25 protein-coding genes are annotated in these 25,767 nt (G+C 65.2%); 20 read left to right on the forward strand and 5 right to left on the reverse strand.

Annotated features, from left to right (window positions below):
* The coding region (locus VLE48_04285) for a M20/M25/M40 family metallo-hydrolase (protein HSA92205.1) at positions 1-1,029 on the forward strand (1,029 nt) is incomplete at its 5' end.
* 126 nt (positions 1,030-1,155) lie between these two features.
* On the opposite strand, the gene VLE48_04290 is transcribed toward VLE48_04285, so the two are convergent.
* Together VLE48_04290 and VLE48_04295 are read right to left on the reverse strand one after the other, a co-directional pair.
* Positions 1,156-1,380, reverse strand: coding sequence for a hypothetical protein (locus VLE48_04290; protein ID HSA92206.1), 225 nt, complete (start codon positions 1,378-1,380; stop codon positions 1,156-1,158).
* Positions 1,381-1,695: 315 nt separating this feature from the next.
* Positions 1,696-2,847, reverse strand: coding sequence for a DUF6569 family protein (locus VLE48_04295; GenBank protein HSA92207.1), 1,152 nt, complete (start codon positions 2,845-2,847; stop codon positions 1,696-1,698).
* A 233-nt stretch (positions 2,848-3,080) separates the two neighbouring features.
* Between VLE48_04295 and VLE48_04300 the strand changes: the two genes are divergently transcribed.
* The gene (locus tag VLE48_04300; GenBank protein ID HSA92208.1) at positions 3,081-3,956 is read left to right on the forward strand and encodes a sigma-70 family RNA polymerase sigma factor; all 876 of its coding nucleotides are present in this window, start codon (positions 3,081-3,083) and stop codon (positions 3,954-3,956) included.
* Between the two features lie 5 nt (positions 3,957-3,961).
* On the forward strand, positions 3,962-5,332 hold the full coding sequence (locus VLE48_04305) for a zf-HC2 domain-containing protein (GenBank protein ID HSA92209.1): 1,371 nt from the start codon (positions 3,962-3,964) through the stop codon (positions 5,330-5,332).
* A gap of 80 nt (positions 5,333-5,412) precedes the next feature.
* Here the strand turns inward: VLE48_04305 and VLE48_04310 are convergent, their stop codons facing one another.
* Both VLE48_04310 and VLE48_04315 read right to left on the reverse strand, forming a co-directional pair.
* Entirely contained in the window at positions 5,413-5,580 is a 168-nt protein-coding gene (locus tag VLE48_04310) for a Trm112 family protein (protein HSA92210.1), read from the reverse strand.
* 32 nt (positions 5,581-5,612) lie between these two features.
* On the reverse strand, positions 5,613-6,902 hold the full coding sequence (locus tag VLE48_04315) for an amidohydrolase family protein (GenBank protein HSA92211.1): 1,290 nt from the start codon (positions 6,900-6,902) through the stop codon (positions 5,613-5,615).
* Between the two features lie 283 nt (positions 6,903-7,185).
* Here VLE48_04315 and VLE48_04320 point away from each other — a divergent pair, with 283 nt between their 5' ends.
* The 17 genes from VLE48_04320 (at position 7,186) to VLE48_04400 (ending at position 25,454) form a co-directional block, all read left to right on the forward strand.
* Positions 7,186-7,611, forward strand: a complete 426-nt coding sequence (locus VLE48_04320; protein ID HSA92212.1) for a hypothetical protein — start codon at positions 7,186-7,188, stop codon at positions 7,609-7,611.
* A 74-nt stretch (positions 7,612-7,685) separates the two neighbouring features.
* Positions 7,686-8,627: a bifunctional 5,10-methylenetetrahydrofolate dehydrogenase/5,10-methenyltetrahydrofolate cyclohydrolase gene (locus tag VLE48_04325; protein HSA92213.1), complete on the forward strand. Its 942-nt coding sequence runs from the start codon at positions 7,686-7,688 to the stop codon at positions 8,625-8,627.
* 3 nt (positions 8,628-8,630) lie between these two features.
* A complete protein-coding gene (coaE, locus tag VLE48_04330; GenBank protein ID HSA92214.1) occupies positions 8,631-9,338 on the forward strand; it encodes a dephospho-CoA kinase in 708 nt (235 codons plus the stop codon).
* Between the two features lie 86 nt (positions 9,339-9,424).
* The gene (locus tag VLE48_04335; protein ID HSA92215.1) at positions 9,425-10,579 is read left to right on the forward strand and encodes a trypsin-like peptidase domain-containing protein; all 1,155 of its coding nucleotides are present in this window, start codon (positions 9,425-9,427) and stop codon (positions 10,577-10,579) included.
* 76 nt (positions 10,580-10,655) lie between these two features.
* Positions 10,656-12,341, forward strand: a complete 1,686-nt coding sequence (locus VLE48_04340; protein HSA92216.1) for a hypothetical protein — start codon at positions 10,656-10,658, stop codon at positions 12,339-12,341.
* Between the two features lie 270 nt (positions 12,342-12,611).
* Positions 12,612-14,279 (forward strand): gamma-glutamyltransferase, encoded by a 1,668-nt coding sequence (gene ggt, locus VLE48_04345; GenBank protein ID HSA92217.1) that lies wholly within the window; start codon positions 12,612-12,614, stop codon positions 14,277-14,279.
* The gene (locus tag VLE48_04350; protein HSA92218.1) at positions 14,279-15,109 is read left to right on the forward strand and encodes a sugar phosphate isomerase/epimerase family protein; all 831 of its coding nucleotides are present in this window, start codon (positions 14,279-14,281) and stop codon (positions 15,107-15,109) included. The genes ggt and VLE48_04350 overlap by 1 nt, the downstream gene beginning before the upstream one ends.
* A 6-nt stretch (positions 15,110-15,115) precedes the next feature.
* Complete coding sequence (gene asnS / locus VLE48_04355; GenBank protein HSA92219.1) at positions 15,116-16,471, forward strand: asparagine--tRNA ligase; 1,356 nt, start codon at positions 15,116-15,118, stop codon at positions 16,469-16,471.
* Between the two features lie 23 nt (positions 16,472-16,494).
* Entirely contained in the window at positions 16,495-17,445 is a 951-nt protein-coding gene (gene rocF, locus VLE48_04360) for an arginase (GenBank protein ID HSA92220.1), read from the forward strand.
* Positions 17,446-17,478: 33 nt separating this feature from the next.
* On the forward strand, positions 17,479-19,179 hold the full coding sequence (locus VLE48_04365) for an ATP-dependent DNA ligase (GenBank protein ID HSA92221.1): 1,701 nt from the start codon (positions 17,479-17,481) through the stop codon (positions 19,177-19,179).
* Positions 19,180-19,267: 88 nt separating this feature from the next.
* On the forward strand, positions 19,268-20,458 hold the full coding sequence (locus tag VLE48_04370; GenBank protein HSA92222.1) for a D-alanine--D-alanine ligase family protein: 1,191 nt from the start codon (positions 19,268-19,270) through the stop codon (positions 20,456-20,458).
* 13 nt (positions 20,459-20,471) lie between these two features.
* Positions 20,472-20,888 carry a hypothetical protein gene (locus VLE48_04375; GenBank protein ID HSA92223.1) on the forward strand — a complete coding sequence of 139 codons (417 nt, stop codon included), beginning with the start codon at positions 20,472-20,474 and terminating at the stop codon, positions 20,886-20,888.
* Positions 20,889-20,988: 100 nt separating this feature from the next.
* The gene (locus VLE48_04380) at positions 20,989-21,702 is read left to right on the forward strand and encodes a TetR/AcrR family transcriptional regulator (GenBank protein ID HSA92224.1); all 714 of its coding nucleotides are present in this window, start codon (positions 20,989-20,991) and stop codon (positions 21,700-21,702) included.
* On the forward strand, positions 21,699-22,778 hold the full coding sequence (locus VLE48_04385; GenBank protein HSA92225.1) for an efflux RND transporter periplasmic adaptor subunit: 1,080 nt from the start codon (positions 21,699-21,701) through the stop codon (positions 22,776-22,778). The genes VLE48_04380 and VLE48_04385 overlap by 4 nt, the downstream gene beginning before the upstream one ends.
* Positions 22,775-23,812 carry an ATP-binding cassette domain-containing protein gene (locus VLE48_04390; protein ID HSA92226.1) on the forward strand — a complete coding sequence of 346 codons (1,038 nt, stop codon included), beginning with the start codon at positions 22,775-22,777 and terminating at the stop codon, positions 23,810-23,812. Before VLE48_04385 ends, VLE48_04390 begins: the two co-directional genes overlap by 4 nt.
* A gap of 13 nt (positions 23,813-23,825) precedes the next feature.
* Positions 23,826-24,938 carry an ABC transporter permease gene (locus tag VLE48_04395; GenBank protein HSA92227.1) on the forward strand — a complete coding sequence of 371 codons (1,113 nt, stop codon included), beginning with the start codon at positions 23,826-23,828 and terminating at the stop codon, positions 24,936-24,938.
* Positions 24,939-25,007: 69 nt separating this feature from the next.
* Positions 25,008-25,454, forward strand: coding sequence for a hypothetical protein (locus VLE48_04400; GenBank protein ID HSA92228.1), 447 nt, complete (start codon positions 25,008-25,010; stop codon positions 25,452-25,454).
* Between the two features lie 34 nt (positions 25,455-25,488).
* Here VLE48_04400 and VLE48_04405 read toward each other — a convergent pair.
* Positions 25,489-25,767 (reverse strand): hypothetical protein (locus VLE48_04405; protein HSA92229.1); only part of this gene is annotated, 279 nt, incomplete at its 5' end.

Raw genomic sequence — 25,767 nt, forward strand, 5'->3', positions numbered from 1 at the left:
GGCGCGCTGTACGGCCGCGGCGCCCAGGACATGAAGGACGAAGGTCTGGCGCAGCTCATGGTCATGGTGATGCTCAAGCGCGAAAACATCGCGCTCGACCGCGACGTCATCTTCCTGGCCACGGCCGACGAAGAGGCCGACGGCTCGGGCACCGACTGGGTCATCGCCAATCGTAAGGACTGGCTGGCCAACGCCGAATACCTGATCACCGAGGGCGGTTCCAATCGGCTCGAAAACGGCCAGGTGAAATACGTGGGCGTGGACGTGGCCGAAAAAACCACCTTCTGGCTGCGGGTAACGGCGCGCGGCCGCCCCGGGCACGGCTCGCGGCCGCTGGACAACTCGGCGCCCAACCGGCTGGTGCGCGCGCTGGGACGCATCCTCGACTTCCGGCCTCCGCTCAAGGTGCTGCCGGTGGCGGAGCAGTTCCTGGCGGCCATGGCGCGGTATGAAACGCCGGACCGCGCGGCCAAGTTCCGCGACATCCGGCGGGCGCTCAAGAATCGCCGCTTCCGGGCGGAGGTGGAGCAGGACGAGTTCCTGCGCCCGCTGCTTGCGAACACCATCTCGGTGACCATGCTGGGCGGCTCGCAGCAGACCAACGTCATCCCCGGCGAGGCCTGGGCCAACCTCGACGTCCGCCTGCTGCCGGGCGAAGATCCCAAGGCGTTCCTCGAAACCATGCGGCGCGTGGTGGCGGATTCCAACGTCACCGTCGAACCGCTGGACGGCGAATTCCGCGTGGCCAACGAATCACCCACCGACACCGAGCTGTGGCGCGAGATCGAGCGAGTGGCGGCGCGCTATTTTCCGGAGGCTCCGGTGGCGCCGCGGCTGACCTCGGGCTACACCGAGAACCAGCGCTACCGGCCCCTGGGCATGGTGTGCTACGGCTTCTCCCCCCATACCTCGACCGACGAAGAGTCGCGCGCCGCGCACGGCGACAACGAACGCATCCGCGTGGAGGAAGTGCGCCGCGGGTTTCGCACCCTGTACGACGTGGTGGCGGGCGTAGCCGGCGCACGTTAGCGCAGAAGAACACGGCGCGAACGCGGGGCACCAATCCCCGAATATGAAAAGGCCGGGCAGATTCGCCCGGCCTTTGTTAACGACAATTGGTTTAAGGTACGCGCCCTCGCGGGCGCCGGGATGCGGTTACATCACCAAAGCCAGATTGTCGAGCTCGCTGCGGATGGCGTCTTCGCTCGCCCCCGCGATGATGCGGCCGATGGCGGCGCGCGCCGATTCCGGCGAGACGCCATAACCATGCCGCGTCATGAACATCTGGAGAACCTCGGCTGCCTGGAGCGCGTCCAGCGCGCTGCCGCGCAGCTCCGAACACAGGGTCGATACTTCCGTCATGGAGAACTTGTTCAGCATCGCCCACCTCCGATCCCGTGCCCTTCTTCCTCCTGTACGATTAGACGCTGGCTGCCGGATTTCGTTGCATGACTCGTTCGATTTTCGCATCGCCGGTAACCACCTATGGTTACGTTCGCGGGGCGAGGGAAGTTCCATCTTGAGGGGCCGGGAACAACGCCAGGGCGATTTTGGAAGGCAACCCCAAGATCCTTCGACTCGCGCCGCGACCTCGCCAAAAGCGGCGAGGGCAAAAGGCTTCGCGGCGCTCCCCTTCGACCTCGCTCAGGGCTCGGGCCTTCGGCCCTCGGCTAAATCAGGATGACAATCTGATTTCTACTCCGCCATCTTGCTCAAATGCAGGTCGAAGCCGGTCTTGGGCAGGAGCGAAGTCAGCTCGAAGGCCCGAAAACCTTGGCCGGAGACCTCGGTATGGCGAAAGACGCCGGGTTCGGTTTCCACCACCTGGCGCGTGCCCTCGAAGTCGTCCAGAAACGCTTGCGCGGCCTTCAGCGAGACGCCGGCGAAACGGGTGCCCGAACCGGTGAGCGCTTCGGCGGCATAGGAGCGCACCAGCTTCTCCCAGTAGGCGCTGAGCAGGTCGGTGGAGGCGAACAGGTCCGCCCAGATGATGCGGCCGTTCACGGCGACCACCACCCCGACGGCCTTCTGGGCGCGGAGGCGCCGGAGGACGTCGCTGCGCGGTCCGGCGATGGGAGCGACGGCTTCGTCCATGCGCTTCTTGACTTCGTCGTTGGCCATGACGCGGGCGTAGGAACTGGTGGAAGCAATCTCCGCGGCAGCGCGGCGCCGGCTCTCACTGGAACCGATACCGCCTCCCGATCCAGCGCCGATCCCGCCAGACGGGGCAGCGGCGACCATTTCCGCCATGCCCTGGTTGGACTTATGGACTTCTTCCCAGACTTTCTGCTGGTCCTTGTCGCCCATGGCCTTGGCGCGGACGCTGGGCTGGGCCATGTTTCCGTCGTAGGCCTGGAAGCGGTCGCTGGTGGCGGTCCAACGGCCGGGCTCGACGCAGAACACGCTCAAGTCCGCGTCGCCGTGGGCGGGGATGATGCGGTCCTTGCCCACCACGCGGTCCTGCTTGCCGCCGGTGACGATCTCGCCGGCCAGCAGAAGGAGCGGGCGGCTGGAGTTATTGACCAGCACCAGGCGGTTGACCTCGCCCGAGCCGGACTGCGGTACAGGGCGCGTCCGCGGACCGCGAATCAGCGGGCGCACCTGGCCGGCTTCGGTCACCACCACCTCGCCCGAGGCGAGGCCTTCATCCAGGGTGAGAAAACGGCTGGTGTCAAAGGTAGTAGCGGCAATCACAGGGAAGATGGCCAGGTTGCCGTGGCGGATGGGCTCGAGCACGCGGTAGCCCGTGGCTTCCGGTCGGAATCCGGCGTCGGCAGGCTGAGGGATGGCCGACCAGAACAGGCCGGCGAAAACGGCGAGAGCAAGAACGGCTCGCAGGGCGGTCATGGGAACACTCCTTCGGAGCAGCAATTAGCGATCAGCAGTTGGCAAGTGGCGAGTACCGCGTACCGAGTTGCAAGTACTCAGTACCCAGTACCTAGTACCCAGGCAAAGCCAAATGCTTCCTCACGCGTAGAACGCCGCCGGTGCCGGTTCTTGCATCCCAAAACTTGATACCATCCACCCAATCGATGAGTTCCGAGGGACAGGACGGCGGTAGGCCGCGCGGGAGCGCCGCGGTGGCCGAGCGCCTGACCCGGCTATTTGCCGAGCTGTACGTCAAGAGTGGGGGCGAACAGTTGGGGCTGGAGGCGGGGCAGTTCCTGCGCATCCTGGCGGAGGTGGGCGCGCGCTACCTGCCGGCCGACGCTGGGGAGAAGGAAGCCACCGAGTTCTACGGCGGCCTGCGGGTGGAAGAACTGGCCCTCGCCCGGGCCTGCGCTGCAGGCAACGAGCGCGCCTGGGAAGTCTTCCTGACCCGCTACCGGGAGAAGCTCTACGACGCGGCCCGGGGCATCACGCGCGATGACGCGAGCGGGCATGAGCTGGCCGATTCGCTGTACGCCGACCTCTACGCCTCGAATGCGCGGGGCGACGAGCGGGTTTCAAAGCTGGCGTCCTACACGGGGCGCGGGTCGCTGGAGGGCTGGCTGCGCACCGTGCTGGCGCAGGAACACGTCAACCGCTACCGGAAGTCGCGGCGGCTGGTGAGCCTGGAAGAGCAAGAGGAGCAGGGAACGCAATTCGAAGCCCCCAGAGTAGCGGCGGCGCCCGATCCGGATCCGCGCATCGCGGCGGCGACCGATGAAGCGCTGGAACAGCTCGAGGCCGAGGAGCGGTTCATCCTGGCGGCGTACTTCCTCGACGGGCGAACGCTGGCGGAAGTGGGGCGTATGCTGGGCGTACATGAGTCCACCATCAGCCGGAGAGTGGAAAAACTGGCAAGCGGGCTGCGGAAAAAGGTCCTGGACGGGCTGGGAAAGCGCGGCATGAGCCGGCGCCAGGCGGAAGAGGCGCTGGAAGCGGACGTGCGCGACCTGGCGGTGGACGTGCGCCGGCACCTGGCGCAAGAAACGCCGGCGGAAACGTTCTCCTTAAAGAAGGAGCGGGAGTAGGAGTGATGGCGGAGACGCCCAAACCGGAGGTCCCCAACACGGTACGCGAGCGCCTGGCGGCGCAGCAAGCTGCGGGCGACGTGCATCCGGATGCCAACCAGTTGGCGGCGTTCGTGGAACGCAAGCTGGGCGGAGACGAACGCGCGCAGGTTCTGGCCCATCTGGGTGTGTGCGCCGATTGCCGCGAGGTGGTGGCGCTGGCGCAACCAGCAGAAGCGGAGCCAGAGCCGGCCCAGGTTGCGGAAGTAGAGCGTTCGCGCTGGCTGCGCTGGGAGCATCTGCAATGGGGCGCGCTGGCTGCGGTGCTGCTGGTCGGCGCGGCCGTGCTGCTGCGTTCTCCCATGATGCGTCGCGATCTGCCGCCGGAGGTTTCGGTGGCGCAAAGCGAGACGCCGGTACCGGCTCAACCTGCGCGGCAGCAGGAGGCGGGAAAGCCGGGCGAGGTGACCGTCGATAGCAGGGCCGTAAACGGACGGCTGGAAGCGCAATCCGGCGTGGGTGAGCGGGCCAAGCAGGCGGACTTGCGGGATCAGGAAGTGGATCGCGTGGCGCCGGCCGAACCGAAGAAGGAAGCGCTGGAAGAGGCGCCGCAATCTGCGTTGTCGAGGGAAATGAAGGATGACAGCGATCAATTCCGCCAGCGCGCGGCCAGCGCTCCGGCAGCGGGACGCGAAGCCGGAGCCGTAATGGCCGGCGGAGTCGGAACGGTCAGCGGTGGGGCCGTGGGCGCAGGAGCACGGGCACCGGCGGCCGTGGCCGGCGGCGCGCTGAGTTCGCAGATGGCTCCGCAGGCTCCGCCGGCGGCGGCGCCGCGCGACAAGAATGAGGTGGCCGCGAATGCCGCCAGCGAGATGGTCGTGACGGAATCGCGGGCTGACCGCCCGAGCGCTGACGAGAAAGAAGCCGGTGAGAAGGGCAAGACGGAAACCGCTTACCAGCCTCCCGCAGTGCTGCCGATGAAGAAGCACGCAGCGGCGGGCAACGTCGCCAACTACGAGGTCAGCGCCAAGACGGCGGCGGCGCGCTGGACGGTCACTTCCGAAGGGCAGGTGCAACGGTCGCTCGACGGCGGAAGGACCTGGCAGGAAGTGAGAATCGCCAGCCCGATGCGGTTCCGCGCGGTCGCGGTGATCGGCGCCAACGTGTGGGCCGGCGGATCCCACCTGGGGTTGTACCATTCGGGCGATGGCGGGGAGACGTGGGAGGCGCGCGGGCTCATTCAAGGGACGACGCGGCGCATGAGGCCGGCCGAAGTGGCGGAACTTCCCGACATTGTGCGCATTGATTTTCGCGACGCGATGCACGGAACCGTGGAGACCTCTGCGGGCGAGACCTGGGTCACCGCGGACGGCGGAGAGACTTGGAAGCGGAAGTGACGTCCCTCAGGAGCTACCGGTAACTGCTTGTCCGCATGCCGGTTGTCATGCGGAGCGAAGTGAAGCACCCCTCTCAGGCTCTACTCTTCGATCCTGGCCTCATCCACCAGCAGGACGGGGATGTCGTCGACGATGGGATAGACGCGCCGGCAGGCGGAGCACTTCAGCGTCTGGGCCTGCTGGTTGTAGGCCAGCGGCTGCTTGCAGGCCGGGCAGACGAGAATGTCGAGCAGGTCCTGGGGAATCATCGCCACGCATTGTAACGCCAGCACGGGCTTCTTTAGTGTGTGCTGAAGTCGTTCCGGTACACGGTCCCGCCCTTCATGACGAACCGGACCTTCTCCAGGCGGGAAACGTCCGCGAGCGGGTCACCGTCCACCGCGGTCAGGTCCGCAAGCTTTCCGGCTTCCACGCTGCCGACGGTAGTGAGGCCGAGCAGCCGGGCCGCGTTCGTGGTGGCGGCGCGGATGGCCTCGAGCGGGCTCATCCCAATCTCGACCAGCACGGCGAACTCGCGGGCATTGAGGCCGTGCGGGTAGACGGTAGCATCGGTGCCGAAAGCGATGGGCACTCCCAGGTTGACCGCGCGGCCGATGTTCTGGCGGGCCAGGTTGCGAGCGTTCTCGAGCTGCTGAAGGTTGGCCGCTGGAGCGCCACCGGAGCGCGCTTTTTCCAGGATCCAGTCCAGACGATACAGCGTCGGGACCAGGAAGGTCTTGTGGTCCAGCATGGCGCGGGCGGCTTCGTCGTCGATGAGGCCGCCATGCTCGACGGAGTCAACCCCGGCGCGAACGGCGAGAAGGATCGCCGCCGGGCCCTGGGCGTGGGCCGAAACCTTGCGGCCGTGGCGGTGCGCTTCCTCAACGATGGCCCGCACTTCCGCTTCGCTGAACTCGGTGACTTGGGCCGCTTCGGGGCGGGGCAGCACGCCGCCGCCGGCACAAAGCTTGATGACATCGACGCCGGCTGCGACCAGGTCGCGGACCTTCTGGGTGACGCCGTCGACGCCCTGAGCCGTGCCGCCGCCCTGAAATACGCGGTCACAGATTCCACCGGGAGGTCCCATACCGGTGCCGGAGACCAACAGCCACGGCCCGGGCACCTGGCCATCGGTGATGGCATCACGCAGTGCCAGATCGGAATAGCCAGTGGACCCGAGACTGCGAGCGGTAGTGAAGCCGGCCATCAGCGTAGTGCGAGCGACCTTTGCGCCGGCCAACGGTTCGCGCGGGATGGAAACGCCCAGCGGATCCTGGCGGCTGGCCTCGGGGTCCCAGGTGATGTGCACATGCGCATCAATCAGGCCGGGAAGCAGGGTCGCGCTTTGGGGAAGGCGAACGATGCGGGCGCCCGGCGGGACGGATACCTCGTTGCGCTCGCCGACAGCCTCCAGCTTGTCGCCGCGGATGACAACGGCGACGTCATGCAGCGTGCGACCCTGAGTCACGTCCAGCAAGTGCCCGGCGTAGATGACCGTAACGGGAGCGGACGCCGACTGAGCGGTTGCAGGGATCGTGGCAAGCAAGAGGAAACACAGGATGCGGAGCAACGGCATGGCGGCACGGTTCATTCGGACCTCTGTAGGCCGTGCGACGCGGCCGGGATTCTCCGAATTGGAACAGAATGTCGAAAGCATGGTCTCATATTAAGATGGGTTTTGAGCGAGGCTTTGGAATCCTTCTTCCCGAGGATGCATGCTGGTTCCACTGCTCGGTCGCGATGTGCCCACCTAGCCTTTGGAGTGTGGAGGGATGGATACAGCCCAACTCGGTGCGGACCTTCTTGCGGCGCTTCGGGAGAGGGGCTGGAGAATACAGCCTAGCACCTCCAGCGAGCCCCTCCTCCCGCCACTCGTGCGCCAGCGCTATCCACGTGTGCCCGCAGAGTTGACGGGTTTCCTCGAATCGCTCGAGTTGTGTGCGAACGCCGCAGAGAATGTCTGGTTCCTGTGCCGCGCGGACTACCGCCTCACTGAAGGCCCGGGCTTTCGCTGGAATGAATTCGAACTGATAACGCGGGAGACTGACGATCCCGAAGCGCAGGAGCGGATCCGCTCTTTCTGGGACCTCCACTTTCCATTCATGCTGGCGGTTCACTCCGATTACGACTACCTAGCCGTGAGCCTGGACGGGCCGTCCTACGGCGAGGTCGTGCACGGCTGTGGTCCTGCATTCGAAGAGACATCGTCCGTTGCACCCTCCTTCGCGCAGTTCCTGACCCTTTTCAGGGACACGGCGGCAGGTCGCCGAGACGATTACCCACTGTCGTGTTTCCTGTAACTCGTGAGGGCATCCCAAGTCCTCTCTCTTCCATTAAGATAAAGACGTTCGAAATCCCACACTGCAGAGGTTGCATGGCTGCTCAACTGCTGGACGGCAACAAGATCGCGGCGGAGATCAAAGCGGAAGTCGCTGCAGAGGTGAAGGCGCTGGCGGAAGGCGGGCTGCAGCCCGGACTGGCGGCGGTGCTGGTGGGAAACAACCCGGCATCGGAGATTTACGTCCGCAGCAAGATCAAGGCGTGCGAAGAACTGAGCATCTACAGCGAACGGATCACGCCGCCGGAAACGGTGACTACGCGGGAGATGCTGGCGCTGGTGGAGGACCTGAACCAGCGCGAGGAGATCGACGGCATCCTGGTGCAGTTGCCGCTGCCCAAGCAGGTCGATTCCAAGAAAGTGCTGCTGGCGGTAGACCCTGCCAAGGACGTAGACGGCTTTCATCCCATGAACGTGGGGTTCCTCTCGACGCAGCGGCCGGGCCTGGCGCCGTGCACGCCGCTGGGCATCATGGAAATGCTGCGGCGCAGCGGAGTGGAGATCGCGGGCGCCGAAGCGGTGGTGGTGGGGCGCAGCGACATTGTCGGCAAGCCCATGGCCATGCTGCTGCTCAACTCCCACGCGACGGTCACGGTTTGCCACTCCAAGACGCGGGACCTGGCGGGCGTCTGCCGCCGCGCCGACATCCTGATTGCCGCCATCGGCAAGGCCGGGTTGGTCACGCGGGATTTTGTGAAGCCCGGCGCGACGGTCATCGACGTGGGCATGAACAAAATCACCGACCGCGCCGAGTTCGAGAGGTTCTTCAAGGGCAATGAGAAGCGCGAGAAGACGTTCGCAGAGAAGGGCTCGACCCTGATGGGCGACGTGCATCCCGAAGTGGTCGAAGTGGCGGGCAAGCTCACGCCGGTGCCCGGCGGCGTGGGCCCGCTGACCATCGCGCTTCTGATGCAGAACACGCTGCGCGCGGCCAAGCTGCGGCGCGGGGCGCGCGTGGCCGCGACCGTGGCGGAGTAGCTCGTGCTGCGGGTGGGACTGACCGGCGGGCTCTCCAGCGGCAAATCGACGGTGGCGGAGATGCTGGCGCGGCGGGGCGCAAGAGTGCTGGACGCCGATCGCCTGGTGCACGAACTCATGCGGCCGGGCCTCCCTGTCTACCAGGAGATCGTGCGCCATTTCGGCCCCGAGATCCTGGCCTCCGACAAGACTATTGACCGCAAGAAACTGGCCGATGCTGCCTTCGGCGGAAGACGCATCGCGGAGCTGAACCGCATCGTGCATCCGGCGGTGATTGCGCTTCAGGATGCTTGGATGGACGAACTGCAACGGGAAGAGCCGCAGGCTCTGGCGGTGGTGGAGGCGGCGCTGATCCTGGAGGCCGGTGCGGCCCCTCGCTTCGACAAGCTGGTGGTGGTGACTTGCCGGCAGGCGCAGAAAGTGGAGCGCTTCGCGGCGCGCTATCCGCTCGGAGTGGAGGCCGGACGGGCGGAAGCCGCCCGGCGTCTGGCCGCGCAGATGCCGGACAAAGAGAAGGTCGCGAGGGCGGACTACGTCATCGACAACTCCGGGACGCTGGCACAGACGGACCACCAGGTGGAGAAGGTTTTTGCCGAGTTGCTCGAGATCGCCACTGAGGAACAGAGGCTCGGAGGCCGGCGGAATGCAAAAGGAAAGATGAAAAAGGCAAGAATGAGAAGCGAGCGCGCGAAGGGAATCGTAAGTCGATAGAAGCGGCTGCACGACGCATCGCCACGCGCTATCCTCTACTTGGCGGAATCGTCCATTCATCGCACAGCACGGACCGAGGTACCTCCATGAAATCCCTCAGACCGATCATGCTGGCGCTGCTGCTGGCAGCCAGCTTCTATTACCTGACCACCCACTATCGCGGTGCCGCGCGGCGCGCGGCGTCCGAGGAAGGCGCCATTCGTCCGGCAAGCCTGGAAATCACGGAGGCGGCTGCGGCGCCGGCGCTCGACGCCGACGAGCAGACCAACATCCAGGTCTATCGCAAGGCCCTGCCGTCGGTGGTGAACATCACTTCCACCACGGTGGCCTTCGACTTTTTCTACGGGCCGGTGCCGGAGCAGGGCCAGGGCTCGGGATTCCTCCTGGACAAGCAGGGACACATCCTGACGAACTATCACGTGGTGCAGAACGCGCGTCAACTGGAGGTGACGCTCGCGGACAAGCGCAAGTTCCGCGCCCAGGTGATCGGATTCGACCGGCCGAATGACCTGGCGGTCATCCAGATTCCGGCGGCGGAAGACTTGAAGGCGGCAACCCTGGGAGATTCGCGGGCTCTGGTGGTGGGACAGAAGGTGTACGCCATCGGCAACCCCTTCGGCCTGAGCGGGACGATGACACGCGGCATCGTCAGCGCGGTGCGCCCGGTGCGGGGGCCGGAGCCCGGCCTGTTCATCGATGAAGCCATCCAGACCGACGCCGCCATCAATCCGGGGAACTCGGGCGGGCCGCTGTTGAACTCGCAAGGCGAGGTGATCGGCATCAACACCTTCATCCTGAGCCAGGTGGGCCAGAGCGCGGGCATCGGCTTTGCTATCCCCATCAACGTAGCCAAAGCGGTGCTGAATGACCTGGTGACCTTCGGGCGAGTGCGGCGCCCGGTGCTCGGCATTCGCACCTTGCCCATCGGGCCGGAACTGGCGGCGGAGATGGGCCTGCCCGCGGATGCTGGGGTGCTTATTCTGCAAGTGGTGCCGGGAGGACCCGCCGAGCGAGCCGGACTCAAGGGTGGAACGCGTCGGGCCTACCTGGGCAATATGCCCATCATGGTGGGTGGCGATTTGATCGTGGGCATCGACGGCGAAGAGGTCATCGACCAGGGTGACATCGCGCGGGTCATGAACAACCGCAAGGCTGGCGACACAGTGCGCGTGGCCGTCTATCGCGGCAAGCGCCGCCTGGAAATCGACGTGCCGTTGGGCGAGGCGCGCGAGGCGCTCTAGCTAGTGCATCCGATTGCGGATTGACCGAGACCATCCGCTAGCGTACCTTTCCCCCTTGTCACTCCGGAGGTGAACGGTGAAGCTGCGCGGACGGTTCTGCGTTTCTCTCCTGTTGGTCGTGCCGATGGTGGCTGCCTTGGGCCAGGAAGAGGGCAAGGCCAGCGGCACGCTGACGGTGAACGGCCAGAAGACGCAGCTCAACTACGCCTACGCCCAGATATCCAAGAACAGCCCGGAAGACGAACAGGAATTCGTTCACGTCATTCTGAGCGACGTGCCCATCCCTCCGCTCAACATGGGGTCCAACGCGCTGAGGAAATTGGCCAAGGAAGGCAAGCTGCACGCCCTGGAGGTTTCCATCACTTCGGATAACGACACTGTGGGCGGGACGATCCTTGATCCTTCTATCGACGATGGATATGTACCGGCGGGCTCCGACTACAAGTTCGAGCCGCAGGTGTCCGACGGCAAGGCCGTGGCGGGTCGCTTGTTCACCGAAGAGGAAGGCAGCTTCTTCGGGGATCGTTTCGAGTTCGACGTGACGTTCCGCGCGGCCGTGGCGCCGTATCCATTGAGTCTCAGCGATGCCGACAAGGCGGCGATCGCCGCTCAGAAGCCGGGCACGGCCAGCGGCGAGTTCACCGTAAGCGAGCAGGCGTCGAAGCTGGGCTACGCCTATGTGGTCGGACGCCGGGAATTTCCCGGCGATCCAGAGAAGCTCTCTATCGTGCTGAGTGACGCGCCGATCCCGGAAGACGTCTTGCTGGCGGGGTTCGGCATGCAATCGCTGGCGGACGAGGGCAAAGTGCACGCAGTGGAGGTGGAGATCGGCGCCGACGGTGAGCCCAAGGGAGGCCAGTTCTACCACACGGAATTCGCCAAGCGTGGGGGTGGGGCCTCGCTTTCGGCATCCGGTATGCATTACTTCTTGCCGGAAACGTTCGACAAGGACGCCGTGTCGGGCAAGCTGTTGATGAAAGAAGGCGACGACTTCATGGGCACCGAGTACTACTATCAGGCGACCTTTCGGGCCACGGTGCTGCGCAAGCCTCCGCCCACGTATGAGGGGGCCAAGGCGGCGTTGAGCGGCCCGGGAAAAGTCGCCACTGCGTTCATGAGTGCGGCCCGGCTCGGCAACAAGGTGGCGCTCAAGAAGCTGGTAACTCCGCAGATGGCTGCGCAACTCGACGGGCCTGACGGCACCATGATCCTGAAGATGGCGAAGGCCACGTTCCCGCTAGGCATGAAAGTGGTGGAAGTAACCGAGAAGGGCGACACGGCGGAAGTCGTTGCCATGAAGAGGAGCAAGACCGGGAAAGAGACCGTGAAGCTCCACGCCCTCCGGATCAACTCCGAGTGGAAGGTAGGACAGGAGGGCGGCGAGGAACAGCCGGCGAAGCCGCGCGATCCGCCTACGCCCGAGCAACTCGCTGCTGCCGCTTCCGGGCCCGGCAAGCTGGTGCTGGCGTTCGTGGATGCGATCCACGAAAAGGACGTCGCCAAGATGAAGGCGCTCAGCGAGAACCCGGAACGCATGAAGGATATGGAAGGCCCCTTCGGCGAGTTCGCGCTGGACATCCTGAGCAAGATGTTTCCGTGGGACTTGAGGATCACGCGCGTGACCGAGAACGGCGACACCGCCGTGGTCGAGGCCGAAACCGCGAGCGCGAAGGAACCCCTGAAGATGAATACGGTGCGCATCAAGGGCGTGTGGAAGATGGCGGACGAGCAACCAAAAGACGAGCAGCCAAAGCAGCCCTAAGGAGCGCCCGATATGTTTCGATGCCGGCTTCCAGGCTGGCTCAACGGTCTGCAGAATCGGAGTCAGGACGGAGAACCTCCCATCGCCGGCACGATTTGACTCTTGCCAGCCGCTGGGCTAGCCTCGGTAGCTTGCCGGTGCGGCGGGCCTCACTCCGTAGGGCCTTCCGGAGCCCCCATGCCAATCCATCGTAAGTCATTGATACTGCTGGCGGTTGCTGCGGTTTGCGCGGCATTTTCTGCGAGTGCGAGCGGAGCCGGCAGAAGCCCGGTGCACGCCCCCAAGGCGATGGTGGCGAGCGTCCACGAGGCGGCCTCGCAAGCGGGTGTGGAGATGATGCAGGCGGGTGGCAACGCGGTGGATGCGGCCGTGGCCACCGGGTTTGCGCTGGCCGTAGTACATCCGCAGGCGGGCAACCTGGGCGGCGGCGGATTCATGCTGCTGCGATGGGCGGACGGCAAGACGCACTTCCTCGACTTCCGCGAGAAAGCGCCCGGCCGGGCACAGCGGGACATGTATCTGGACGCGCAGGGGAACGTCATCAAAGACGCATCGGTCGTGGGCTATCGCGCGATCGCAGTACCCGGTTCGGTCAAAGGTCTGGCGTACGCGCAGAAGAAGTGGGGCAGGCTGCCGCTGAAGAAGGTGATGGAGCCGGCCATCCGGCTGGCGCGTGAGGGCTTCGCGCTCAGCTATGAAGACGCGGAGGACCTGAGAGAAGACCAGGAGAACCTTGCGCGCTTCGCCGAGTCGCGGCGCATCTTCCTGCGCGACGGGAACCTGTACCGGGCGGGCGAAGTCTTCCGCCAGCCCGAGCTGGCCCGCACGCTGGAGCGTATCGCGGCCTACCCGGAAGACTTATACCGCGGCGCGATGGCGCGCGAGCTGGTGACGGCTCTGGAAAAAGGCGGCGGATTGATCACGCTCGAAGACCTGGCCGCGTATGAGGTGAAGGAACGCGAGCCGGTGCGAGGCTGGTATCGCGGATATGAGATCGTCAGCGCGCCGCCGCCGTCGTCGGGCGGAATCGTGCTGATCGAAGCGCTGAACGTGCTGGAAGGCTACGACCTGGCGAAGCTCGGCAGCCGGTCGGCCGATTCCATCCACCTGACGGTAGAAGCCTTCCGGCGGGCGTTCTTCGATCGTGCCCAGCTCCTGGGCGATCCGGATTTTTCCGCCCTGCCGGTGGCCCAGCTCCTCGATAAGCGCTACGCGGCGGCGTGGCGCGAGTCGGTGAACCCGGCGCACGCCAGCGCGAGCGCCGGCCTGAAGCGGCCGGCGGGCGTTTTTCAGGAACTGGACCGCGTGGCCGCTGCGCCCGCACTCCTTCCCGAGCGCACCCACACCACGCACTATTCCGTGGTCGATCCGGAGGGCAATGCCGTCAGCGTCACAACGACGCTGAATGATTCACTCGGGTCGCGAGTGACGGCAGAGGGTCTGGGCTTTCTGCTGAACGATCAGATGGATGACTTTGCTTCCAAGCCCGGCACACCCAACCTGTTCGGGCTGATGCAGGGGGAAGCCAACGCCATCGGCCCGGGCAAGCGGCCGCTTTCCGCCATGACGCCGACCATGGTGCTGAAGGACGGCAAGCTGTTCCTGGTGCTCGGCTCGCCGGGCGGGCCGCGCATCACCACCACCGTGGCCAACATCCTGATGGGCGTGGTGGACTACGGACTGAACATCCAGGAAGCGGTGAACGCGCCGCGCTTCCATCATCAGTGGCTGCCGGATGCGATCTACCTTGAGCGCACCGGTTTTTCCGCGGATACGCGGAAGCTGCTGGCGGAGCGCGGACACAAGTTCATGGAGAAGGACCCGGTGTACACGTCGGGCTACTGGAGCGACGGCGAGTGCATTGCCATCGACCTCGCCAGCGGCGAGCGGCTGGGCGCCAGCGACATCCGCAATAACGGAAAGGCGGTGGGCTACTGATGCGCCGAGCGATGTCCACCTATGTCTACGTGACCCAGCGGCTGCACCCTGGCCTGCTGGACAGCCTGGTACGCGGCGGCGCTCAGGCCATCGAGATCTTCTGCGCGCGCGGCCACCTGGATTACACCAATCGCGCCCATGTGCGCGAGATTGCCGCCTGGTTCAAGACCAGCGGGGTGCCGCTGAACTCCATGCATTCGCCCATGTTTAACGATTACGAGTGGGGACGCTCGGGAGCGCCACCCATCAATCCGGCGGACCCGGACCGGAAGCGCCGCATCGAGGCCATGGATGAGATCAAGAGAGCGCTGGAAGTGGCCGAGCAGGTACCGTTCCGCTTCCTGGTGCAGCACATGGGAATGGGCGGCGAGGCCTACGACGGGCACAAGTTCGAAGCCGGGCTGAGCTCCCTGGAGCATTTGCGCGCTTTTGCCAAGCCCCTGGGCGTGACCCTGCTGGTGGAGAACATCCCCAACGAGCTCTCTACACCGGCGCGCCTGCTGGAGTTCCTGACTGCGGGACACTTCGATGACTTGGGCGTGTGCTTCGACGTGGGCCACGCGCACCTTGCGGGGGGCGTGGAGGCGGCCTTCGAGATGCTGAAGTCGCGCATCCAGTCCACCCACGTGCACGACAATGGCGGCGACCGCGATTCGCACCTCTGGCCGGGCGAAGGGTCGGTGGACTGGAATCAGGCCATGGCGCTGCTGCGCTCGGCGCCGCAAGCGCCGCCGCTGCTGATGGAGATCGAGGGCGAAGGCAAGACGGGCATTCCCGAGAGCATGGCATCGTCGTTCCGCAAGCTGGAGGAGGCAGGGACGAGCACATAAGAAGCAATGACAACCGAAGCGCAGGCAAAACCAACCATGCAGGCACCGCTCACCAGCATCGTGCAGATCGGCCGCCACGACGGCGAGGTCGTGACCATTCGCGGCTGGCTCTACAACCTGCGGGAGAGCGGCAAGCTGCTGTTTCCCATCTTCCGCGACGGCACCGGGCTGCTGCAGGGTGTGGTGGCGAAGAACGCCGTATCCCCCGAAGTGTTCGAGGCGGTCAAGAGCCTGACGCAGGAGTCGAGCGTGATCGTGCGCGGCAAGGTGCGGGCCGACAAGCGCGCCCCCGGCGGCTACGAGATCGACGTGGCCGAGATCGAGGTGGTGCAGCGTGTCCCCGAGTCCGACCCTTACCCTATCTCGCTCAAGGAGCACGGGGTCGAGTTCCTGATGGACCACCGCCACCTGTGGGTGCGGACGCCGCGGCAGTGCGCCATCCTGCGGGTGCGGGCGGAGATCATCAAAGCGGCGCGCGACTTCTTCGACGAGCGCGGCTTCACGCTCACCGACCCGCCCATCCTCACGCCCGCGGCCTGCGAGGGCACCACCACGCTGTTTCCGGTGAACTACTTCGACGAGGAGGCGTTCCTCACGCAGTCCGGCCAGCTTTACATCGAAGCCACGGCCATGGCGCTGGGAAAGGTGTACTCGTTCGGCCCCACGTTCCGGGCGGAGAAATCGAAGACGCGGCGCCACCTGACGGAATTCTGGATGGTGGAGCCGGAAGTCGCCTACGCCACTCTCGACGACCTGATGCAACTGGCGGAAGAGTTCATCACCTTCATCGTGAAGCGATGCCTGGAGCGGCGGCGGGCGGACCTGGAAGTGATCGGGCGGAAGCTCGAACCGCTGGAGAAGATCGATGTCCCCTTCCCGCGGCTCACCTATGACGAGGCCGTGGCCAAGTTGCAGGAAGGTCACGCCAAGGGCGCGTTGGAGCAGCGCTTCGAATGGGGAGGCGATCTGGGCTCGCCGGACGAGACCTATCTCTCCGCGCAGTTCGAACGGCCGGTGATGGTGCATCGCTATCCGGCGCAGGTGAAAGCGTTCTACATGGAGCCCGACCCGCAGCGGCCGGAACTGGCACTGTGCGTGGATGTGCTGGCGCCGGAGGGTTACGGCGAGATAATCGGAGGGTCGCAGCGCATCGGCTCCCACGAACTGCTGTTGAAGCGCATCCACGAGCACGCACTGCCGGAGTCGGCATTCAAGTGGTATCTCGACCTGCGCAGGTACGGTGGCGTGCCGCACGGCGGCTTCGGCATGGGCATCGAGCGCGTGGTGGCGTGGATCTGCGGATTGGAGCACGTGCGGGAGACCATTCCGTTCCCGCGCATGCTGAATCGTCTCTATCCTTGAACCCGTCCGAATCGAGAGGAGTCATGGCGACACCAGAAGTCAGCACGGCGGCACCGGGCATCATTTCCAAGAAGATTCGCGTCATCGGCGTGCCGCTGGACTTGGGGCAATCGCGCCGGGGCGTGGACATGGGGCCATCGGCGGTGCGCGTGGCCGGACTGGAGGCCCGGCTGGAAGCTCTGGGCCACGTCGTCGAAGACGCCGGCAATATCGCCGTCGCCATCCCCGAGCAGAAGAAAGAGCGCGACCCCCGCGCCAAGTACTTGAAAGAGATCACGGCCACCTGTACCAAGCACGCCGAACTGGTCCTGAAGACGATGGAAGCAGGGAAGACGCCCCTGGTGCTGGGCGGCGACCACTCGGTGGCGGCCGGCACCGTAGCGGGTGTAGCGGAGTTCTACCGGCGGCAGAACCAGAAGATCGGCTTGCTGTGGATCGACGCGCATACTGACATCAATACACCCGAGACTTCGCCCAGCGGGAACGTCCACGGCATGCCGCTGGCGGCCATCATGGGGCTGGGCCCGGCGGAGATGGCCAATATCCTCGGCTTCTCGCCCAAGGTCGCGCCGGAAAACTGCGTGCTGGTGGGAGTGCGCGATATCGACGTGGTGGAGAAGGAGAACGTGCGCAAGGCCGGCGTCGAGGTCTTCACCATGCGCGACATCGACGAACGCGGCATGCGTACCGTGATCGAAGAGGCGCTGCGCATGGCGGGCCGCGGCACCGCGGGCTATCACGTCTCCTTGGATATGGACTGGATCGATCCCGAGGATGCGCCCGGCGTGGGCACCCCGGTGCGCGGCGGCGCCACCTATCGCGAGGCGCACCTGGCCATGGAGATCATCGCCGACCACGGCCGCATGACCAGCTTCGAGATCGTCGAGGTCAACCCGGTCATCGACGAACACAACCGCACCGCCGACCTGGCGGTGGAACTGGCGCTGAGCGTGTTCGGGAAGAAGATCCTGTAGCGCGAGCCGCCGCGCGAAGCGATTCTGTTCGGCATGCAATCTCTGGCCACTGCCGCCGAGGCCCTCGCCTCCACCGCCAAGAAGACGCAAAAGCTCGAAATCCTGGCGGACTACCTGAAGTCGCGCAGCGTGGAGGAAGCCGCGGCCTCAGCCATTTTCTTCTCCGGCCACGTCTTCCCGGTGTCGAGCGAAATGACGCTGCAGATCGGCGGCGCGATGCTTTGGGGCGTGCTGCAGGAACTCACCGGCAAGAGCGAGGGGGAGATGAGCGCGGCCTACCGCCGCTCCGGCGATGCCGGCGCCGCGGCAGAGGAACTGCTTGCCGGCGCAGCCCCGGCTGAGAGCACGCTCAACGTGATGGACACGGCAGAGGTTTTTCTTGCAGCAGCCCGGGCGAGTGGTAAGGCCGCCAAAACCAAATTGATTCACGAGCTGCTGCGACGGGCGACAGCCGTTGAGGCCAAGTACATCGTCAAGATCATCACCGGCGACCTGCGCATCGGGCTGAAAGAGAGCCTGGTGGAGGAAGCCATTGCGAAAGCCTATGACGCGCCGCTGGAAGACGTCCGGCGCGCCAACATGATGTTGGGCGACGTTGGCGAAACCCTGCGTCTGGCCGCCGGCAGCCGCCTGGGCTCGGCCGCGATGCGCCTGTTTCATCCGCTCGGCTTCATGCTGGCCAGCCCGGTGGCGTCGGCGGAGGAAGCCTTCGAGTACATCGCCGCGGCCGTGGTGGAGGACAAGTACGACGGTATCCGCGCACAGGCGCATGCGGGAGGATTGCCACGCCGCGCCCGCCTGTTCTCGCGCACGAGGGATGACGTCACGGCATCATTTCCTGAACTCGAGGAGCCTCTGGCCGAGTTTCCCGGCGAGGTGGTGCTGGATGGCGAGATCGTAGCCTGGGATGCGACCGCACAGCGCGCGCTGCCGTTCGCGGAACTCCAGAAGCGGCTGGGCCGCAAGAAGGTCGGGGACGAACTCATGCGCAGCATTCCCGTGGCCTACGTTGCGTTCGATGTGCTGTACGCGGGCGACGAGCTGCTGCTCGACCGCCCGCTGCGCGAACGAGCGCTGCTCCTGGACGGCCTGTTCGCCCGGCGCCAGACCGCGCCCGCGCCTCGCGTCCGCGAGGGTCAAGGCAAGCTGGACTTCGCCGCCGAAGGCGAGCCGATGGGAGGCCTGCTGCGCGCTCCGCAGTGGAAGGCGGAAACACCGCCGCAACTCAATGAACTCTTCGAGCAGGCGCTGGCCCGCGGCAACGAAGGCTTGATGATCAAGGACCCGGAATCGCCCTACAAACCGGGCAGCCGCGGCAGGTGGTGGCTCAAGCTGAAGCGCGAGTTGGCCACGCTCGACGTAGTGGTCACCGCCGCCGAGTACGGCCACGGCAAGCGCGCCGGCGTATTGAGTGACGTCACCTTCGCGGTGCGCGACGGCGAGCGGCTGCTCAACGTCGGCAAGGCGTACTCCGGCTTGACCGACGGCGAAATTGCCGAGCTGACGCAATGGTTCGTGGAGCACACGCTGACGGATGAAGGCCGGCGGCGGCAGGTGGAGCCGAAGATGGTGCTGGAAGTCGCCTTCAACGCCGTGATGCGCTCCGACCGGCACGAGAGCGGCTACGCGTTGCGCTTTCCGCGCATCCTGCGCATCCGCAACGACAAGTCTGCGGGAGAGATCGACACGCTCGAGCGCGTGCGAGAGATCTTTGAGAAGCAGCGTCGGCCTTAGGCGCATCTGCGCCTCTTCGGCGGGTCGGGATGACAATCGAAGAACCTGGGTTGACGAGAGCCGCTAACCCTTTCACACTCTTCGTGTCATGAAAAAACTGCGTGTGGGAGTTCTATTCGGAGGTCGCAGCGGCGAGCATGAGGTCTCGCTTCTCTCCGCCGCCTCGGTGATCGAAGCCATCGACAAGGAGAAGTACGAGGTCGTGCCCATCGGCATCACCAAGGAAGGCCGGTGGGTGGCGGCGGCGCATGCCGAGCGCCTGCTGCGCAGCCACGCAACCACGGGCGAGGAGCGGCACTTGCGCGCGGGCGATCCTGCAGCCACTGCGCCGGCGGCAGTGCTGGCCAAGGGCGAAGGCGTCATCGTGCCTCCCGTGCCGGGCGAAAGGCCGAGTTCGCTGGTCCCTTTCGAGAGCGATGCGCCGGCGGCGCGCGCCGCCGCACACGCCGTCAGCGTGGACGTCATCTTTCCCGTGCTGCACGGCACGTTCGGCGAGGACGGAACGGTGCAAGGCCTGCTCGAACTGGCGGATATCCCCTACGTGGGCGCCGGCGTGGTGGGTTCGGCCTGTGGCATGGACAAGGACGTGATGAAGCGCCTGTTCGCCGCGGCCAAGCTGCCGATTGTGCGTCACGTCACCCTGCTGCGCGGCGACTGGGAGCGCGCCCCCAACCACGTGCACCGCATCATCGAAAAGCGGCTCAAGTATCCGATGTTTGTGAAGCCGGCGAATCTGGGCTCCTCGGTGGGCATCTCCAAGGTGCACAGCGCCGCCGAACTCAAGGGGGCCATCGACCTGGCCGGCTCGTTCGATCGCAAGATCATCGTCGAGCAGGGCGTGGGCGGGAAGAAGGGCAAGGCGCGGGAGATCGAGTGCTCGGTGCTGGGCAACGACCATCCCGAAGCCTCCATCGCCGGTGAGATCGTGCCCGCCAAGGAGTTCTACGACTACGACGCCAAGTATCTCGATGAAGGCTCGGAGCTGCTTATCCCGGCGCGTATCTCCAAGCGCCAGCAGAAGCAGGTGCAGCAACTGGCGGTGCGCGCCTTCCGCGCCGTGGATTGCGCCGGCCTGGCGCGCGTGGATTTCCTCATGGACCCGAAGAGCGGCAAGATCTACGTCAACGAGATCAACACCATGCCGGGGTTCACCTCCATCAGCATGTATCCCAAACTGTGGGCGGCCACCGGACTGACCTATGCGGACCTCATCAACCGCCTGATCGAACTCGGCCTGGAACGTCACGCCGAAAAGAAGCAGAACCGCTACAGCCGCTGAGGGGGAGGCAAGCGTGGCCGGAATCAACACCAAGCGCGTTCTTCTGGGCGGCCTGGTGGCCGGACTGATCAGCAATGTCAGCGGTCTTCTGCTGGCGCACTTCTTTCTTGCCGGAGACGTGCGCGCGCTGCTCGAACGGCTGAATGTCCAACTCGGCCTGGGCACTGCGTTGCTGCATCTTGGGATGCGCTTTGGCGTGGGTATAAGCCTGGTCTGGTTGTACACCGCCATTCGTCCCCGCTTCGGTCCCGGGCCCCGCACCGCGGCGCTCGCCGGCCTGGCCCTGTGGTTCTTCACTTACGCCTTTTCGCTCCTGGGTATCGCCCCCTACGGCCTCTATCCAGCGAGCACGCTGGTGATGGGCGCGGTGTGGGGCCTCGGAGAACTCCAGCTGGCAGCGCTGGCAGGCGCGTATCTCTACCGCGAGTAGGGCACACGGAGCAGGCGTCCTCGTGATTTTTCAAGAAGGGAAGAGCAAAAAGCTTGCAACCTCTTCCCTTGGGCTATAATCTAACTAACTGGTTAATTAAATGACGCTTCGCGCACACCCCGCCCGCCGCCGCCCGGCCCGACCCGGCCGCCGCGGCGACTCCGAACAGACCCGCGCTGCCATCCTCAAGGCGGCTCTGGAGGAGTTTGCCCAGGAAGGGTTGGCCGGCGCCCGCATCGACCACATTGCCCGCGCCGCCCGCGTCAACAAGGCGCTGCTCTACTACTACTTTCACGACAAGGAAGCTCTCTACGGCGCCACCCTGGAGCACGTGTTTTCTGGTCTTGCCGAACGCCTGCAAGGCGTTCTGGAGAAGGACTTGCCTCCGCGGGAAATGATCCTTGCCCTGGCGGGGACACATTTTGACTACATTGCGGCGTCGCCCATCTATCCGCGCGTGGTGCAGCGGGAACTGATGCGCGCCGGGCGTAGCGGTTCGCCCCACATCCAGAGGATCTATGAGCGTTACCTCGCCCCGCTGAAGCAGAGGCTGGTGCTGTTATTCGCCGACGGCATCGGGCGCGGCGACTTCCGTCGCGTCCATCCCCTGCATTTCTTTTTCTCCATCATTGCCATGAACGTCTTCTATTTCAGCAGCCTGCCGATGCTGCGCCTGTTGCTGGGCGGGGATCCGCTGGAGCCGGAGCAGGTGGCGACGCGGCGCGCCGCCGTGCTCGACTTTGTGGCCGCGGCGCTGTTCACCGCGCCCCGTGAGGCGCCGGTGTCGATCGGCCAAAGGAGCGACGCATCGTGAACGCCGCCAAGAAATTCGGTATCGCCATGGGCGGCCTGATGATCGCCGCCATCGTCTACTACTTCCTGACGGTCGAGCGCTCCCGCGATCTGGTGCTGATCGGCACCGTGGACTCCAACCAGGTGGTGGTGAGCGCGCGCATCGGTGGACGCATTGAGAAGCTGCCCGTGGACGAAGGTACGGAGGTCAAAGCGGGCGACCTGATCGCGCAACTCGACACCGCGGAACTGGAAGCCCAGCTTCGCGCCTTCGAAGCCGGCACGGCCAGCATGCGCTCTCAGGTTTCCGCATCGCGGGCGCGCGAGGAGCTGGCTTCGGGCGAGACCTCGAGCGCCGTACGCGCGGCCCAGGCGCAACTGGACGCGGCCCGGGCGCAACTGGCGGAGGCCCGCGCCGACCTGGAACGCGTACGCCTGGACAACGAACGCATCGTGGCCCTGGCGAACGCCGGAGTCGCCTCCGAGCAGGACCGCGATCGTTCCGTGCAGGCGCTGAAAGCGGCGCAGGCGCGGATGGCGTCGCTCGAGGACCAGGTGCGCGCCGCTCAGGCGGAGGTGAACGCGGCCCAGGCGCGCACACACGAGGCTCACGCCGCCACCTCGACCGTCTATGCCACCCGCGCGCAGGCGGAGCAGGCCGCGGCCCAGGCTCTGGAAACACGCACGCGCCTGGGCTACACGCGCGTGACCGCGCCGCTCGACGGAACGGTCTCCGTGCGGGTAGCCCGTGAAGGGGAAGTGGTGGCTGCCGGCCAGCCCATCGTCACCGTCGTGGATCTGAATGACACCTGGGTGCGCGCCGGCCTGCCGGAAACCCAGGCCACGCGCATCGGCATCGGGGACATGCTCAAGGTCCGGCTGCCTTCGGGTGAAACGGTCGAAGGCCGGGTGATTTTCAAGTCTACGGAGAGCGACTTTGCCACCCAGCGCGACGTCAGCCGTTCCAAGCGCGACATCAGGACGGTGGTGCTGAAGGTTCGCGTGGACAACTCCCGCAAGACGCTGGTACCGGGCATGACCGCCGAGGTGCTGGTCCCCGCCGACAAGCTGCCCGGTCGCAGCATGGCGCGCCAATGAACACCTTCGTCAAACCGCGCAACGGCAAGCCGAACGGCGGGGTTAGTGGTCCTCCGGCCATCGAGGTGGAGCACATCGTCAAGAAATACGGTGACTTCGCGGCCGTCGATGACGTGACGTTCTCGGTGGGCGAGGGTGAGATTTTCGGCCTGCTGGGTCCGAATGGTGCAGGCAAGTCCACCCTCATCCGCATGATGACCACGCTGTTGCCCATCACTTCCGGTTCGGCGAGGGTGGGCGGCTATGACGTGGGCAAGAAGGCCAACCAGGCGCGGCGGCTGATCGGAGTCATCCCGCAGGCTTCCACCAGCGACATCGACCTGACGGTGGAAGAAAACCTCAGCATCTACGCCAAGCTCTACGGCGTGCCCGCGGAGGAGCGGCGGCGCTCCATCGAGGAGCTGCTGGAGCTGGTGGACCTCACCAAGTGGCGCCACCACGCGGCCAAGAACCTTTCCGGCGGCATGCGGCGGCGGCTGGAGATCGCCCGCGGGCTGGTGCATCGTCCCAAGATCTTTTTTCTCGACGAGCCCACTACCGGCCTCGACCCGGTGTCGCGCGTGGCGGTCTGGGAAATGATTACCCGCATCAAGGAAGAGCAGAACCTCACGGTGCTGCTGACCACACACTACATGGACGAAGCCGACCGGCTTTGTGACCGCATCGCCATCGTGGACCGCGGCAAGCTAGTGGCGCTCGACACGCCCCAGCAGCTGAAAGACAGCGTGCCCGGCTCGGACGTCATCGAGGTGCAGTTCAGTCACATGCCCGAGAACTTTGAGCAGCGCCTGGAAAAACTGGGCAAGGTGCACTCGGTGCATCACGAAGGCGGCGGCTTCTTCCGCATCCATTCGGACGAAGGTTCGCTGACGACGACGGAGCTGGTGGGCATGACGCTGGCGGAAGGGGTGGAGGTGAAATCGCTTTCCGTGCAGCACACCACGCTGGATGACGTCTTCGTGCACTACACCGGCCGCCAGCTCCGCGACGAGGCGGTGAAAGCCTACGCCTACACGGGAGCCATCTTCCGGTGAGGAGGGTCATGTCATGAATCGCGTCCTGGCTCTGGTGGAGCGCGACCTGCGCAAGTTCGTGCGCTCTCCCGCTCTCATGATGGTGGCCATGGTTTTTCCGCTCATCCAGCTCATCGTGCTGGGAAACGCGTTCGGCGGAAAGATCCAGGGCGCCCGCATCGCCGTGGTGGACCAGGATGGCGGACCCCAGGCGGTGAAGATTCGCGAAGCTTTTGATTCCGTCCGTGCTACCGCGAAGACCTTCGAGCCCATCTATTACACCGACGAGAAGCAGGCGGTAGAGGATGTGCGCAACGGAAAGGTGGAGGCGGCGCTCATCATCCCGCCGCAGTATTCCCGCCGTGTGTACGAGCAGAACCGGCCGCAGGTCGCCCTGGTGGTGGACAACACCGACAACTTCATGAGCGGCGCGCTTTCGGGAAAATTGCAGGAGTTGGTGGCGGCTCTGAACCAGCCGGAGGTGGAATCGCGCCTAGTAGGGCGCATCACCCTCGAACTGGTCGAACTCTATCCGTACATGGAATACATGAAATATCTGCTGCCGGGTTCCATCACGCTCTCCATGTTCGTCAGCGTGATGATCGGCGGCGGCATCGTGTATATCGACGACAAGGCGCGCGGCGTGCACGAGGGCTACCTGGTCACGCCTATCTCCAAGCTCGAGCTGGTGTTCGGCTTCAACCTGGCGGGCGCGTTCAAGGCCATCATTGCGGGGATCGTGCTAACCGTCCTGGGGTCGCTGCTGGCGGGCGTGGGCACTGCGTTCCGGCCAGTGACCATGTTCTGGCTGCTGGTGCTGATCGCGGCCACGTCGTTCGCTTTCATCTCCATGATGTTCTGCTTCATGGCGCGGGTAGAGGACCCACTGGTGCCACGGGCCACCTTCGGCATCCTGAACACGCTGCTGTTTTTCCCTTCCGGCGCCATCTATCCCATCGACTCCTTCCCGGGATGGCTGAAGACCATCGCCTGGATCGACCCTTTCACCTACGCGGTGCACGGCTTCAAATCCGTCCTGCTGAAAGAGGCTGGATTCGCGGCCATCTGGGGAGACTTGGCCTTCCTGATCGTGTTCACCGGCATCATGACCACAGGAGCGGTGCTGCTGTTCAAGAGAACGCTGTGAGGATTGTCGAATCGTCGGCAGGGCATGGAGTTCCGCAATTCGACAATTCCTCGTACCATATCCTCTGCCATGTCCTTGCTCAACGCTCCCGAGTACGACCCGCGGCGGGAGCGCCGGCGCGCCCTCGTGGCGCTGGGCGGTGTCGTGCTGGTGGGCGTACTGGCAGCGGTGGCGTACAGCTATCGCAACTGGCCGGAAGAGCGCGTGGTGTCGCGCTTCATGAGTGCGCTCCAGCAGCGCGATTACGAGACCGCGTACGGCATCTGGCTGGCCGACCCGGAGTGGAAACAGCACCAGGAGCGACATACGAGCTACCCGTATGAAGATTTCTACCGCGACTGGGGTCCCGGAGGCGAGTGGGGCCTGATCCGCAGCTTCCGTATCGAAGGCGCGGACAGCCCGCCCGGCGGCGGCAGCGGCGTGGTGGTCGAGGTCACGGTCAACGAGCGGGTGGGCGCCAAGGCTCGCATCTGGGTGGAGAAGAAAGACAAAAGTCTGACGTTCTCTCCGTTCTAGGAGCTTCGCCACGGACCAACGCGGCGGACGCGGATCAGGCGGATGAAAGCTTCTCCAGCGCTCTTGCCAGCGACGCCTCGTCTTCGACATTCACACACGTCAGCGCCCGATCGGTCTGCCGCATCAGGCCGGTGAGCACCTTACCCGGCCCGACCTCCACATAGAGTTCCGAGCCCGCGCCGCGCAATCCCTCGACGCAGCCCACCCACTGCACAGCGCCGGTGACCTGGCGGATGAGCGCGTCGCGGGCAGCGTCCGGTGAAGTCGTAAGTGCGGCATCCACGTTATTCACCACCGGGACGGCTGGTGTCGA

The organism is Terriglobales bacterium, assembly GCA_035454605.1.
Taxonomy (GTDB): Bacteria; Acidobacteriota; Terriglobia; order Terriglobales; family Acidobacteriaceae; genus DATMAB01.

Bases quoted from the DNA above. Each gene is read 5' to 3' on its own strand.
- VLE48_04350 (HSA92218.1), top strand. From the start codon at position 14,279: ATGCGCCGAGCGATGTCCACCTATGTCTACGTGACCCAGCGGCTGCAC.
- VLE48_04310 (HSA92210.1), bottom strand. From the start codon at position 5,580: ATGATTCCCCAGGACCTGCTCGACATTCTCGTCTGCCCGGCCTGCAAG.
- VLE48_04325 (HSA92213.1), top strand. From the start codon at position 7,686: ATGGCTGCTCAACTGCTGGACGGCAACAAGATCGCGGCGGAGATCAAA.
- VLE48_04365 (HSA92221.1), top strand. From the start codon at position 17,479: ATGCAATCTCTGGCCACTGCCGCCGAGGCCCTCGCCTCCACCGCCAAG.
- VLE48_04395 (HSA92227.1), top strand. From the start codon at position 23,826: ATGAATCGCGTCCTGGCTCTGGTGGAGCGCGACCTGCGCAAGTTCGTG.
- VLE48_04390 (HSA92226.1), top strand. From the start codon at position 22,775: ATGAACACCTTCGTCAAACCGCGCAACGGCAAGCCGAACGGCGGGGTT.
- VLE48_04315 (HSA92211.1), bottom strand. From the start codon at position 6,902: ATGAACCGTGCCGCCATGCCGTTGCTCCGCATCCTGTGTTTCCTCTTG.
- VLE48_04370 (HSA92222.1), top strand. From the start codon at position 19,268: ATGAAAAAACTGCGTGTGGGAGTTCTATTCGGAGGTCGCAGCGGCGAG.
- VLE48_04380 (HSA92224.1), top strand. From the start codon at position 20,989: ATGACGCTTCGCGCACACCCCGCCCGCCGCCGCCCGGCCCGACCCGGC.
- VLE48_04295 (HSA92207.1), bottom strand. From the start codon at position 2,847: ATGACCGCCCTGCGAGCCGTTCTTGCTCTCGCCGTTTTCGCCGGCCTG.
- asnS (HSA92219.1), top strand. From the start codon at position 15,116: ATGACAACCGAAGCGCAGGCAAAACCAACCATGCAGGCACCGCTCACC.
- VLE48_04290 (HSA92206.1), bottom strand. From the start codon at position 1,380: ATGCTGAACAAGTTCTCCATGACGGAAGTATCGACCCTGTGTTCGGAG.
- rocF (HSA92220.1), top strand. From the start codon at position 16,495: ATGGCGACACCAGAAGTCAGCACGGCGGCACCGGGCATCATTTCCAAG.
- VLE48_04335 (HSA92215.1), top strand. From the start codon at position 9,425: ATGAAATCCCTCAGACCGATCATGCTGGCGCTGCTGCTGGCAGCCAGC.
- VLE48_04305 (HSA92209.1), top strand. From the start codon at position 3,962: ATGGCGGAGACGCCCAAACCGGAGGTCCCCAACACGGTACGCGAGCGC.
- VLE48_04400 (HSA92228.1), top strand. From the start codon at position 25,008: ATGTCCTTGCTCAACGCTCCCGAGTACGACCCGCGGCGGGAGCGCCGG.